Source organism: Winslowiella toletana (assembly GCF_032164335.1).
Taxonomy (GTDB): Bacteria; Pseudomonadota; Gammaproteobacteria; order Enterobacterales; family Enterobacteriaceae; genus Erwinia; species Erwinia toletana_A.
This window is the reverse complement of record NZ_CP134152.1, coordinates 1,970,271-1,983,153: the sequence shown is the minus strand read 5'-3', so window position 1 is coordinate 1,983,153 and position 12,883 is coordinate 1,970,271. Positions and strand designations below refer to the sequence as shown.

Below are 12,883 nucleotides of genomic sequence, written 5' to 3'. Positions count from 1 at the left end.
GGCGTTTTACCGCAAAACTTGAGTAGAAATTCAGAACAATTTCGTTAAATCGCTGCTGTAAGCTTTAACCACTTTTTCGCCCATGCTCCTGAATTGCTGAATCATTCCTGTCAGTTTTTGCGCATATTTCGGATCGGTAGCGTAGCCTGCGGCCTGCAAGGCCTGCGCGCCCTGTTCGGCAGTTTGCGCGCTGGCAACGGCGGCATAGCGGGGATTATTAGTGATCAATTTGACATAATCGTTTAATGCTTCGGCGTAAGAGTTGTAGACGCGAAAGCTGGCCTTCACTTTTTTCGCTACGCCATGCTCATATTCGGTGGTGGTAATCTCGGTTTTATCGCCCTGCCAGCTGCTGTTGGCTTTGATACCAAACAGGTTGAAGCTTGGCTTGCCGTCACGGGTCAGGATCTGACGCTGGCCCCAGCCAGACTCCAGTGCCGCCTGCGCCAGAATCAGATGGTGTGGAATACCACTTTCAGCGCTGGCCTGCTGCGCCGGTTGTGCCAGTCGGGCAATAAATTCGCTGCTGTCACCACTTAGCGGCACTGCCGTTGTCGGTATTTTCGGCAGCGCGCGGCGCACCCTCTGTTCCAGTTCGACGGCCGGCAGCGTATTGATAAAGCTCTTATCCAGCGGCATCGGCAGCGTACCGGCAGACTCGTCCGGCTTTGCTGCCGGACTCATCTGCCTGACGATGGTGTCGGCGAGGCCGAGCCCTTTCGCGCCAATCTGCTGCGCAATCTGCTGATCGTACATTGAGGTGTACATCCGCGTTTGTTCAGTACTGAGCATGCCATCCTGCGGCAGCGCCTGCCGCATACTTTTCATCATCATCTGCACAAACATCCCTTCCACCTGTTTCGCCACCTGTAACGCTTTTCCCTTCGGATCGTGACTCGCCTGGCGTTTCAGATCGTTAAGCGACTGGCTGTCATACGCCGCGCTCATCAGCGATTGCGATTGATTCATCAGTCAATTTCCAGTCTGGCGCGTAAACAGCCGGCGCTCTGCATCGATTGCAGAATCGACATCAGCTCCATTGGCGTTGCCCCCAGCGCATTCAGCGCCCGCACAACATTATTCAGATTGGCGCTGGCACTCACCCGCTGTAATGCGCCACCTTCCTGACGCAGATCGATCTGGGTTTGTGGCGTCACCACCGTCTGGCCGCCACCAAACGGCGTATCCGGCTGATTAACGTCCAGCGACCGGTTCACCGTGACCGACAGATTACCCTGCGCGATGGCACAGGTGCTGAGCGTCACTTCGCGGTTCATTACTACCGAACCGGTGCGTGAGTTGATGATCACTTTGGCATCCTGAATCGGAACAGACACCTCAATATTTTGGATATCCGCCAGCAGGCGTACCTGTGAGCTGTTATTCGCCGAGGTTCTGATCTGCACGGTACGCGCATCCAGCGCTTGCGCCGCCGCGTAACCACTGCGGCTGTTTATCGCATCGGTAATGCGCTGCGCCATACTGAAGTCTTCTTCATTCAGTTGCAGATTGATCACGTTGGCGGTGCCAAAATTGGTTGGCAGTTCACGTTCAATGGTCGCGCCACCGCTAATGCGTCCGCCGTTGAGCTGATTCACCTGAACGCTGCTGCCTCCGGCCGCGACACCGGCACCGCCGACCAGGATATTGCCCTGCGCCAGCGCATACACCTGGTTATCGACCCCTTTCAGCGGCGTCATCAGCAGCGTGCCGCCGCGCAGGCTTTTCGCATTCCCCATTGATGAAACCACCACGTCGATCTGCTGCCCCTGGCGGCCAAACGCCGGCAGTTTGGCGGTGATCATCACCGCCGCGACGTTTTTCAGCTGCATATTGGTGCCCGGTGGCACGGTAATTCCAAGCTGTGACAGCATGTTATTCAGCGACTGAGTGGTGAACGGCGTCTGCATGGTCTGATCGCCGGTGCCATCCAGCCCGACCACCAGGCCATAACCGATCAGTGAGTTATCGCGCACGCCCTGCACGCTGGTCAGATCGCGGATTCGATCGGCAGACGCCAGCGAACTGACGGCAAGCAGCAGGAAAAATGCCGCGCGAAGAATAAGTGATTTACGCATTACTACCTCTTACATCGGTGACGCATTCAGGAAGAATCGTTGCAGCCAGCCCATATTCTGCGCCTCATTGATATAGCCGTTACCGACATACTCAATTCGCGCATCGGCAACCTGGGTAGAGACTACCGAGTTACTGCCGCTAATGGTGCGCGGGTTAACCACACCGGAGAAACGAATAAATTCCGTGCCCTGGTTAATGGCAATTTGCTTCTCACCCACCACTTTCAGATTGCCGTTAGGCAGCAGCTGATTGACGGTCACCGTAATGGTGCCGGTAAATGTGTTATTGGCAGACGCGCCGCCTTTCCCGGCAAAGTCATTTTTGCCTTCACCGGCCAGCGCGGTTTTATCCCCGCCCAGCAGCCCGGTCAGTGCGCGCGGCACCGCGGTCAGGCCGACGGCTGAACTGCCATCGCGGCTGGCGTTAGCCGAAGAACTTTTACTGGCGCTGACGTTTTCCTGTAACGTAATGGTCAGGGTATCGCCAATATTGCGCGGGCGGCGATCCTCGAACAGCGGCTGGTAGCCGTAGTTCATTGGCATGACGCCCTGAAAAATCGAACCGTTAACCGTCGGTGGCGATGCGGGCAGCGGCTGCGCCGTTGTCGAGCCTTCCACCAGAGGCGTGCGCGGAACTAAGGCACAACCGTTGAGGGTCAGCAGCACAGTTGCCACTAACCAACGTCCAGGCTTGTTATCTGATTGCTTCGCCACGGAATCACTACCTTTTAAAAGTCGGTTATGAAGGCGGACTGACGCCCGCCCTTACTACATCTTCAGCGGCGTTACAGCTGCGTCAGTTTCTGCAACATCTGATCGGAGGTGCTGATCGCCTTGCTGTTAATTTCATAGGCGCGCTGGGTCTGAATCATGCTGACCAGCTCTTCAGCAACATTGACGTTAGAGGTTTCCACATAGCCCTGATACAGCAAACCAGCACCGTTCAGGCCAGGAGTACTGTCGGTTGGCGCGCCTGATGCCTGAGTCTCCTGATACAGGTTCTCACCGACGCTTTCCAGGCCGGCATCATTGATAAAGGTACTCAGGGTTAACTGCCCGACCTGTACCGGCTGGGTTTGCCCTTGCTGAGTTACACTGACGGTGCCGTCGCGACCAATGGTCATGCTCAGGGCATTGGCCGGAATGGTAATGGCAGGCTGGATCGGAAAACCGCCGTTCGTCACCAGCTGACCATTCTGGTCAGTCTGGAATGAACCATCGCGGGTATAAGCCAGCGAACCGTCCGGCATCTGCACCTGGAAAAAGCCCTGGCCATTAATCGCCACATCTTTCGACGAATCGGTCTGCGACAGGTTGCCCTGGCTGTGCAGACGCTCGGTGGCGACCGGACGCACGCCAGTACCGATCTGTAAACCGGACGGCAGCGTGGTCTGTTCGGAGGACTGCGCCCCAGGCTGACGCAACGTCTGGTACATCAGATCTTCAAATACCGCACGCTGGCGTTTAAAGCCGTTGGTGCTGACGTTCGCCAGGTTGTTGGCGATGACGTCCATATTGGTCTGCTGGGCATCGAGGCCGGTTTTGGCTATCCATAAAGAACGAATCATGTTTTTTTCCTCTGTCCTTAACTGCTCATGTTAAGGATCTGGTTCGCGCGCTGTTCGTTTTCGTCGACGCTGGAAATCACCTTCATTTGCATCTCGAAACGGCGTGCGTTGGCGATCATATCGACCATAGTTTCCACCGGTTTGACGTTACTGCCCTCCAGCACTCCAGGCATCACTTTCACCGTCGGGTCGTTTTGCAGCACCGCGCCACGCTGCTGCTGGGCGCTGGCGGTGAGACGAAACATCCCGTCGTCACCGCGCGTTACTTCCTGCGCATCGGCTTTTACCAGCTTCAGTCGCCCGAGCTGTACCGTGGCGTTAGGCGGATCGCCCGGATTCAGCGCGGTAATCGAACCGTCGGCCGCAATCGTGATTTCGGCATTTTGTGGAATAGCAATTGGCCCGCCGTCACCCATTACCAGGTTGCCCTGAATAGTCAGCTCGCCGGTCGGACTGATCTGCATATTGCCGTTGCGGGTATAGGCTTCGCTGCCGTCAGCGGCCTGCACCGCCAGCCAGCCATCCTGCTGCACCGCAACATCCAGCGGGCGTTCGGTGTAATCCATGCTGCCCTGTGACATATCAGCACCCGGCGTTGATGCCGTGACCAGCGTACGGGTGGGTAACGACATCCCTTCGACCGGCACGGCGCGCAGCGCATTGAGCTGTGCACGAAAACCCGGCGTCGCGGCGTTGGCGAGGTTGCTGGCGGTAACCGCCTGCTGATTGAGCGTCTGACTGGCAGCGCCCATCGCGGTATATATCGCGTGATCCATAAGGCAATCCCGTTAGCACATTAACGCAGGTTAACCAGCGTATTCAGGATCTGATCCTGCGTTTTAATTGTCTGGGCATTAGACTGGTAGTTACGCTGGGCGACAATCATGTTCACCAGCTCTTTACTCAAATCGACGTTGGAAGACTCCAGTGCGCCCGCAGTCAGGGTGCCGAGATTACCGGTACCGGCGAGGCCCAGCAGTGGCTGGCCCGATGCGTCACTGGATGCCCAGACGTTATCGCCTTTTGAAGAGAGGCCTTCCGGATTGGCGAAGTTAGCCAGTGCGATCTGACCAAGCAGCTGGCTTTTTTCGTTGGAGTAATTGCCAACCACGGTGCCATCATCGTTAATCTGATAACTGGTCAGCTCGCCAGGTTTGTAACCATCCTGAGACGGATTACCAAAGGTATTTGCGCCGGTGTTCTGCTGCATACTGTTCAGAAAACTGAGATTAAATGTCTGCGCGTCAGAACCGCTTAATTCGCCCATATTGATTTGATGAACCGCGTCAGAAGTCATCACGCCGTTAGAATTAAAGGTCATGTTAAACGCGGTAGTTTCAGTGCCGGTGCTGCTGTCAACCGGATGAACTGACCAGCTATTATCTGCAGTGCTGCTCTTGACGAAGTAGAGGTCAATGGTGTGCGCATTGCCGAGCGAATCGAAGGTGGTTACCGTGCTTTTTGCATTGAAACTGGCACTGTCAGCGGCATTAAAAGGCGTTACGCCTGGCGCGGTGGACGTGGAATTCAGGTTCGCGACCAGTGAAGCTGTCTGGGTCGCTTTCGCCGTCATCTGCGTCGTCGGCACGCTTAGCGTAACCGGATCGGCACCGGTCTGAATGGTTGGCGGGCTGCCTGCTGCCGGATAACCGGTCAGTGCCAGTCCCTGCATATTGACGATATTACGCTGGGCATCCAGCGTGAACTGACCATTACGACTGTAATAAACCGCGCCGCTGCTGTCCGCCATGCGGAAGAAACCCTGCTGGTTGATGGCCACATCAAGGCCACGGCTGGTGGTGGTTGGCGTGCCGTCATTAAAGTCCTGGATAACACCGGCAACTTTCACGCCCATACCGACCTTCGAACCGGCAAACATATCGGCAAAAGCGACGGTGCTGGATTTAAAACCTGAGGTAGCGGAGTTAGCGATATTGTTACCGATGACGTCGAGATTGCTGGCCGCCGCATTTAAGCCGCTGACCGCCTGGGAAAATGCCATGTGTCACTCCTGAGAAGGATAATAATTATGATGATTAAATAATCTGGCGGATCGCATCGAGCCTGGTGGTGCCCATGGTGCCCAGATCTAAAATTGCCCCGCTGGCATCGGCTGTGACACCGTTTACTAAGGCATAATTGAGTGGCTGGGCCACCAGCTGATCCGCGCCATTGCTGGCCGCCAGCGTAAAGCTGTATTTGCCGTCCGGCGCGGTGGTGCCATCGGTCAGCGTGCCGTCCCAGCTAAAGGTATGAACACCTGCGGTCTGGCTGCCTAAATCGAGGGTGCGCACTACGCTGCCACTGGCATCTCTGATGGTGACGGTGGTTTTATCCGCCGCGTTTGCCAGCTCAAATCCAAATGGCGTGGTCTGTCCGCTGCCTGCCAGAATCTGCGATCCGGTCACCATTACGCCGTGGCCAATCAGCGCCGAAGCCTGTAATGACTGGTTGCTGTTAATCTGGCCAGAGATAGAACCGAGGGTGGTGTTCAGCTTCTCAATCCCGCTGACGGTATTGATCTGCGCCAGCTGAGTGGTCAGCTCGTTATTTTCCATCGGGTTGGTCGGATCCTGATTTTTAAGCTGGGTGACCAGCAGCGTCAGGAAGTTGCTTTGCAGGTCGGACGCACTGCTGGCGGTCGAACTGCTGCTGATACTGGTATTATCCAGTGACTGATTAACGTTAACTGCAATGCCCACTGCGCTTCTCCGTTATTGACCCATGGTCAGCGTTTTCATCATCATCGATTTGACGGTGTTGAGGACTTCGACATTGGCCTGGTAGCTGCGCGAGGCAGACAAGGTATTAACCGTTTCGCCTACCACGTCGACGTTGGGCATCCTGACGTAGCCCCTGGCATCAGCCATCGGGTTGCCGGGCTGATACACCAGTTTGGCTGGCGTCGGATCGTCAATCACCTGCGCCACTTTCACACCGCCGGTCGCCTGACCGGGTGCCGCGTTAACCTGAAAAACCACCTGCTTCGCCACATAGGGCTGTCCATCCGGACCGGTAACGCTATCGGCGTTGGCAAGGTTGCTGGCACTGACGTTCATGCGCTGTGACTGTGCCGCCATCGCCGAACCGGCGATATCAAAAATATTGAGAAGTGCCATAACTTATTGCCCCTGAAGGACGTTCATCATCCCTTTAATCTGGCCGCTGATAAGCGTCAGATCGGTCTGGTATTTCAGGCTGTTGTCTGCAAACTGTGTACGTTCACGGTCCATATCCACCGTATTGCCATCCATCGCGGGCTGGTCAGGAATGCGGTACATCAGATCGAGTGAAGGCGGTTGCAGATTCTGCACCGGAATATGACGTGCCGACGTCAGCGCCAGCGACAGTCCTGAACCCTGCGCACGACCCTGTTCAAGCGCACGTTTCAGTTCGCTGGAAAAATCAATATCACGCGCCTGATAGCCAGGCGTGTCGGCGTTGGCGATGTTGGACGCCAGGATCTCCTGACGCTGGGCCCGCAGGTTTAACGCTTCGGTGCCAAAACGCAGAGCCGCGTCCAGTTTGTCGAGCATGTTTCCTCCGCAAGTGAGAATTTCGAGCGGACAGGATAAGCGCGCAAGGGGAAGGGCTATCGAATGAATAGCGCTAAAAAGCGTCGCTATATTCCGGCTTGGGCTAATGCGCAGGCGAGTAGAATCAGTGCCATATTGGGAAATGGGGAGCGGATAATGCGTAGCGCAACGCCTCTGCTGGTGGGCTTGTTCGGCCTGTTCAGCCTTCAGACACCGGCTGCGGATTTAACCGCGCAGCTAAATCAGTTTTTCAAAGCACGCGATGCACAACATGCTGACAGTATGCAAGTGGTGCTTCGCACCCCTGCCGCACAGTGGCCACCCTGTGAAACCCCGCACTTTTCGTTGCCGGGCAACAGCCGCCCGTGGGGCAATATCAGCGTGGCGGCCAATTGTGGCCAGCAGCGCCGTTATTTACAGGTGCAGGTGCAGGTCAGCGGCCAGTACGTAGTGGCAGCACGTCAGGTCACGCGGGGAACCACGTTAGCCAGTGCCGATCTTCAGTTAATGCGCGGCCGTCTTGATACCCTGCCAGCACGTGCAGTGCTCAATCCACAGCAAGCGATTAACGCCATCAGCGTGCGCGATATCCCGCCGGGACAAGCGGTTACGCTATCGATGGTGCGCCAGCCATGGCGAGTTAAAGCCGGGCAGAATGTGATGGTCATTGCGCAGGGAGAAGGCTTTAATGCCAGCGGCGAAGGACGCGCGCTCAATAATGCTGTCGTTGCGCAGTCGGTACGCGTCAGGATGGGAAATGGTCAGATAGTTAACGGGAAAGTCGCTGCTGATGGGAATGTTCTGATAACGTTATAAACCCCTAAAGCCGGTGCTTTATCTGCCGATAATAAAATTAACATACAGAGTATTATTAGAAAATATTTCGCCTGAACCCACAGGAGTCAGATTATGAGCATCGACAGAACGCAAGCAGTTAACCCGGTCAGCACTGTCCAGCCACGTGAAACTCACGACGCTGGCATCAGCAAACTGCGCCCAAGCGAAATGGTCAAAACCAGCGAAGCCGGCACTCAGGTGAAACTCAGCGACGCCCAGTCTCAACTGATGAAGCCAGGCAGCGAAGACATTAACGTTGCCCGCGTTGAGCAGTTGAAAACGGCCATTCGCAACGGCGAACTGAAAATGGACAGCAGTAAAATTGCCGATGCGCTGATCCAGCAAACCAAAGACGATCTGCAGAGAAAATAACCGTTATGAACGCATTACTGACCGCACTGGATAAAATGCTGGAAGTGCTTTCGTCACTGGCGAAAGTCATGGACGCCGAGCAGCAGCAGCTCTCTGCCGGTCAGCTCAACAGCAACCTACTTCAGCAAATTACCGAAGATAAAAGTTCGTTACTGAACACCCTGAGCTACCTTGATGAAATGCGGCGTCAGGCAGAAAAACAGGCTGACTTATCTGCGCCCTATCCTGCTCAGGCGGCACTGGCCGAGCGCTGGGAGACCATCCAGCAGCGCACCGTGAAATTGCATAACACCAATCAGCACAGCGGCCTGCTGCTCAACCAGCAAATAGCCTACAATGAGCAGGCGCTCGCGCTGTTGAAACCTCACCAGTCACAGGCGTTTTATGGCCCGGATGGACAGACGTTGAGCCCTTTTGGCCGCCGTAAAATCTGAACCCCCAGCCAGCACGAAAGCCGATAACAGCTCCCGTAAAAAAATTCCGCTATGCAGGCGCGGCGACCTCACCGCGCCTGCCGGCAATTTGCCTCTGGCGTGATCAGGCCACCGTCCGGCGGGCAAAATCACGCGGGCGAAAGCCCATCAGTCCGAGCATCAGGAAGTAAACACCACCACCGACGGCACACACTGCCGCCAGCCGCGCCAGCCGCCAGGCCATATTGCCAATATCCCATGCCGGCATCAGCAGGTTCATCCCGACCAGCGCCGCCGCCATCACCAGCACGGCAATTAACAACCGCAGTAAAAAGCTAAACCAGCCCGGCTGCGGGTGGAAGATCTTTTGCTTGCGCAACTGCCAGTAGAGCAGAGACGCATTCAGACAGGCCGCCAGGCCAATCGACAGCGCCAGGCCCGCATGTTTAAGCGGGCCGATAAACGCCAGGTTCATCAGCTGGGTGATCACCAGCGTAACAATGGCAATCTTAACCGGCGTCTTGATATCCTGCCGCGAGTAGAAACCCGGTGCCAGCACCTTAACGACAATTAATCCCATCAGGCCGACGGAATAAGCAATCAGTGCCTGCTGGGTCATCAAAGCATCAAAGGCGGTGAATTTACCGTACTGGAACAGCGCAACCGTTAGCGGTTTCGCCAGAATGCCGAGGGCCACTGCGCTTGGCAGCGCCAGCAGAAAGCAGAGGCGCAAGCCCCAGTCCATCAGGCGTGAATACTCATCGTGATTACCACTGGAGAAGCTTTTCGCCAGCGATGGCAACAGAATAGTGCCTAACGCCACGCCCAGCACCCCAGAAGGAAACTCCATCAGGCGGTCGGCGTAATACATCCACGACACCGAACCTGATACCAGGAAGGAAGCAAAAATGGTGTTGATAATCAGCGAGATCTGGCTGACGGAAACGCCAAGAATTGCCGGTCCCATTTGACGCATCACCCGCCAGACGCCAGCGTCTTTCAGATTAAGGCGCGGCATCACCAGCATGCCAATTTTCTTCAGATGCGGCAGCTGATATCCCAGCTGCAACACGCCGCCCACCACCACCGCCCACGCCAGTGCCAGCACCGGCGGATTAAAGTGAGGCGCAGCAAATACGGCAAACCCAATCATACTGACGTTAAGTAACGTCGGCGCAAACGCCGGCACTGAAAAACGGTTCCAGGTATTGAGAATCGCCCCGGCAAGTGACGCCAGCGAAATGAGTAAGATATAGGGAAACGTAATCCGCAGTAACGAGGACGTTAAGTTAAATTTATCGGCGGTATCGGCAAAACCGGGGGCCGTGACCAGAATCACCCAGGGCGCAGCAATCATGCCGATAAAGGTCACCACCGCCAGTACCAGCGTCAGTAATCCCGCGACATACGCGACAAACACCCGGGTAGCCTCTTCACCCTGCTTGCTTTTGTATTCAGCGAGGATCGGCACAAACGCCTGCGAGAATGCCCCTTCGGCAAAAATACGCCGTAACAGATTGGGCAGTTTAAACGCGACAAAAAAGGCATCGGTGGCCATTCCGGCACCAAATACCCGCGCCACAATCGCATCGCGGGCAAAACCTAATACGCGCGAAAACATAGTCATCGAGCTGACCGCAGCCAGCGATTTCAACAGGTTCATGGTTTACTGCAATTCCTGAAAATAAAGAAAGTCCGGTAAGTAACCGCCTGAGCGAGAGGCCCTCGCCCGATAAACAGCGGCTAGTCTACTGGTACGCAGGGAAATAACCACAAACGTTTGTTACAACGGATTATTCTTTGTCTGCTTCACGCCACAGTTTTTCCACCACCCGCTGCGCCATTAAAGCCTGTTCGCCGGAAGTTTGCGGCATAGTCTGATTTTTCGCGCAGTCGATAAAATGTCGCGCCGCGCCTTCGAATCCGCGCTGCGCCAGCGTCGTTTGCCAGCCCGGAATCGGATCGATCAGCAGCTTGCCGTCAGTTTCCTGCTGCCAGTCACGCATATCGTTGATCTGGTAAACGCTGCCGTCGCATACCGCCATGACCGATTCGCGCTGGCTACCGGCACGGCGATGCATGCTGGTGGTCAGCTGGCAGTCACCCACTGCAAAATGGTGCTCGGCATACAGCATCTCGCCAGCATCATTGGTTTGTAAAATGCCGTCGCGCAGACTCCCCACGCCGCCGCCAAGCCACAACGCGGTATCCACCACGTGCAGATAGTCGTCCAGCAGGGTGAAACGTAAATCATGCGGCCCGACACTGTTGCTGCGATGTTTATCGATGCGAATCGATGCGCAGCCGGATAGCTGTGCTTTCAGTTGCAGATAACGCGGCGCAAAACGACGATTAAACGCCACCATTAGCTTACGGCCGCGCTTTTGCGCCAGTTCCACCAGCTGTTCAGCCTCGCTTAACGTCTCCGCCAGCGGTTTATCAACGCAGACATCCACTCCGGCACGCAGTAACTCACCAACAATATGAAAATGCGTTGGCGTACTGCTGTGAACAAACACCGCATCTGACTGCGCCGCCAGTTGTTCAAGGCTGGAATAACAGGGCATGCGATAACTGTCACAGATCGCCGTGGCTTTTTGCTGATTCGGCGAGAAAGCCCCGGCTAACGCCCAGCCGTCGGTTTTGGTCACCACCGGCAACCATGCCTTCTGAGCAATGCCGCCCAGCCCGACGATGCCAACCCGCAGTTGCGATGTCATATCAGGCTCCTTTTTCTGCCAACAGTGAGGCAAGCTGCAGTTTCAGCGTGGCCACCTCGCTTTCCAGCACCCCAACGCGCGCGGCCAGCTCATCGCTGTAAGCACTCTCTGGCAAACCGGCTTCTGCCAGTTCAGTTTCGCTCACTTCGCCGCTGAACAGGTGCATATAACGACTTTCACGCTTGCCAGGCTCGCGTGCCAGCCGCACCACAAACGGGCCATCTTCCCGGCTGAGTAACTTCTCCAGTGTCTGCTCGACTTCTGCCATATCGGCGAACTCATGCAGACGCCCACTGCGGGTACGTAATTCGCCCGGCGTCTGGGCACCGCGCAGCAATAAAGTCGCAACCACCGCCACTTCCGCACTGCTCAGTTTTAGATCGCCGAAGGCAGAGTTGCAGAAGCGCTGTTCATATTTCACTACCCGATTGCCAAAGCCGCTTAGCGTACTGAGCTGATGTTTTTTCACCAGCAGATCCAGCGTGTCCTGCACCGCATTTTCGCTTAGCGACATCACCGGTTCGCGATTGGACTTTTGATTACAGGCGCTTACCACGCCGTTCAGCGACATCGGATATTGTTCCGGTGTGGTGACCTGCTTTTCCAGCAGACAACCGACCACGCGAGCCTCGACGGGCGTCAGCACGATTTTCATATCAGGGTTCAACCTCTGTTTGTTATTGGCCGCGACGCTCGACTGTCCAGTCAGGCGCGGTTAACGACGTCAGCACATGATCCTGCCAGCGACCGTCAATCAGCAGGTAATCTTTGGCATAGCCCTCTTTCTGGAAGCCAAGCCGTGCCAGTAAATCGCCGCTGCGTGCATTGTGCGGCATATAATTGGCCATAATACGATGCATGCGCTGCTGGCGCTGCATATAGCGTATCGCCGCCTGCAGTGCCTCAAACATCATTCCCTGCCCCTGCCACTTCTCACCCAGCGAATAACCGAGATAGCAGGCGTAAAATGAGCCGCGCAGTACATTACTGAAATTGGCAACACCCCGCACTTCATTCTCGTCAGGATCTAAAATAATGAAATAGAAGGCGCTGCCCTGCTTATGCATTTCGGCAATCAGCCCCAGTCGCGCTTGCCAGCCGGAAGGATAGCAGTGGCTGTCATCGCGAACCGGCTCCCAGGGTTTTAAAAAGGCGCGGTTTTCCGCGTAATAATCCGCCAGCCGCCAGGCATCCCGCTCGTGGACCAGACGTACCACTAAGCGGTCAGTTGTCAGGCGCACTTTCGGCGCAGCAGAACGATAGCCAAACATCTTATCTCCCAAACCCATGGCCGATAAAAAATTGATTGAAAATCACACTACGGCTAAACCCTCAGACAGAGCGCAAGCTATCCGCCAT

At 55.7% G+C, this 12,883-nt stretch carries 16 protein-coding genes; 3 read left to right on the top strand and 13 right to left on the bottom strand.

Going from position 1 to position 12,883, the window contains the following annotated elements; translation table 11 throughout:
- Window positions 1-30: 30 nt before the first annotated feature.
- The 9 genes from flgJ to flgB all read right to left on the bottom strand — a co-directional run bounded on the left by flgJ (window position 31) and on the right by flgB (window position 7,182).
- On the bottom strand, window positions 31-969 hold the full coding sequence (flgJ, locus tag RIN69_RS09355) for a flagellar assembly peptidoglycan hydrolase FlgJ (protein ID WP_313857011.1): 939 nt from the start codon (window positions 967-969) through the stop codon (window positions 31-33).
- Window positions 969-2,078 carry a flagellar basal body P-ring protein FlgI gene (locus RIN69_RS09350; protein WP_313857010.1) on the bottom strand — a complete coding sequence of 370 codons (1,110 nt, stop codon included), beginning with the start codon at window positions 2,076-2,078 and terminating at the stop codon, window positions 969-971. The genes flgJ and RIN69_RS09350 overlap by 1 nt, the downstream gene beginning before the upstream one ends.
- Window positions 2,079-2,087: 9 nt before the next feature.
- A complete protein-coding gene (locus tag RIN69_RS09345) occupies window positions 2,088-2,792 on the bottom strand; it encodes a flagellar basal body L-ring protein FlgH (RefSeq protein ID WP_313857009.1) in 705 nt (234 codons plus the stop codon).
- Between the two features lie 71 nt (window positions 2,793-2,863).
- Window positions 2,864-3,646: a flagellar basal-body rod protein FlgG gene (gene flgG, locus RIN69_RS09340; RefSeq protein WP_052897830.1), complete on the bottom strand. Its 783-nt coding sequence runs from the start codon at window positions 3,644-3,646 to the stop codon at window positions 2,864-2,866.
- Window positions 3,647-3,663: 17 nt separating this feature from the next.
- A complete protein-coding gene (locus RIN69_RS09335) occupies window positions 3,664-4,422 on the bottom strand; it encodes a flagellar basal body rod protein FlgF (RefSeq protein WP_313857007.1) in 759 nt (252 codons plus the stop codon).
- A gap of 20 nt (window positions 4,423-4,442) precedes the next feature.
- A complete protein-coding gene (gene flgE, locus RIN69_RS09330; RefSeq protein ID WP_313857006.1) occupies window positions 4,443-5,648 on the bottom strand; it encodes a flagellar hook protein FlgE in 1,206 nt (401 codons plus the stop codon).
- Between the two features lie 34 nt (window positions 5,649-5,682).
- A complete protein-coding gene (gene flgD / locus RIN69_RS09325; protein ID WP_313857004.1) occupies window positions 5,683-6,348 on the bottom strand; it encodes a flagellar hook assembly protein FlgD in 666 nt (221 codons plus the stop codon).
- 12 nt (window positions 6,349-6,360) lie between these two features.
- Complete coding sequence (flgC, locus tag RIN69_RS09320; protein ID WP_313857003.1) at window positions 6,361-6,765, bottom strand: flagellar basal body rod protein FlgC; 405 nt, start codon at window positions 6,763-6,765, stop codon at window positions 6,361-6,363.
- A gap of 3 nt (window positions 6,766-6,768) precedes the next feature.
- A complete protein-coding gene (gene flgB / locus RIN69_RS09315) occupies window positions 6,769-7,182 on the bottom strand; it encodes a flagellar basal body rod protein FlgB (RefSeq protein ID WP_313857002.1) in 414 nt (137 codons plus the stop codon).
- Between the two features lie 156 nt (window positions 7,183-7,338).
- Between flgB and flgA the strand changes: the two genes are divergently transcribed.
- From flgA to flgN, 3 genes are all read left to right on the top strand, one after another.
- On the top strand, window positions 7,339-7,998 hold the full coding sequence (gene flgA / locus RIN69_RS09310; protein WP_313857001.1) for a flagellar basal body P-ring formation chaperone FlgA: 660 nt from the start codon (window positions 7,339-7,341) through the stop codon (window positions 7,996-7,998).
- Between the two features lie 93 nt (window positions 7,999-8,091).
- Window positions 8,092-8,391 (top strand): flagellar biosynthesis anti-sigma factor FlgM, encoded by a 300-nt coding sequence (gene flgM, locus RIN69_RS09305; protein WP_313857000.1) that lies wholly within the window; start codon window positions 8,092-8,094, stop codon window positions 8,389-8,391.
- 5 nt (window positions 8,392-8,396) lie between these two features.
- Entirely contained in the window at window positions 8,397-8,825 is a 429-nt protein-coding gene (flgN, locus tag RIN69_RS09300; RefSeq protein WP_313856999.1) for a flagellar export chaperone FlgN, read from the top strand.
- A 103-nt stretch (window positions 8,826-8,928) separates the two neighbouring features.
- Here flgN and murJ read toward each other — a convergent pair whose 3' ends face one another.
- The 4 genes from murJ to rimJ form a co-directional block, all read right to left on the bottom strand.
- On the bottom strand, window positions 8,929-10,467 hold the full coding sequence (murJ, locus tag RIN69_RS09295; RefSeq protein WP_313856998.1) for a murein biosynthesis integral membrane protein MurJ: 1,539 nt from the start codon (window positions 10,465-10,467) through the stop codon (window positions 8,929-8,931).
- A gap of 130 nt (window positions 10,468-10,597) precedes the next feature.
- Entirely contained in the window at window positions 10,598-11,524 is a 927-nt protein-coding gene (locus RIN69_RS09290) for a Gfo/Idh/MocA family protein (protein ID WP_313856997.1), read from the bottom strand.
- Between the two features lies 1 nt (window position 11,525).
- Entirely contained in the window at window positions 11,526-12,179 is a 654-nt protein-coding gene (locus RIN69_RS09285; RefSeq protein WP_313856996.1) for a YceH family protein, read from the bottom strand.
- A gap of 22 nt (window positions 12,180-12,201) precedes the next feature.
- Entirely contained in the window at window positions 12,202-12,795 is a 594-nt protein-coding gene (gene rimJ / locus RIN69_RS09280; RefSeq protein WP_313856994.1) for a ribosomal protein S5-alanine N-acetyltransferase, read from the bottom strand.
- Between the last annotated feature and the right edge of the window lie 88 nt (window positions 12,796-12,883).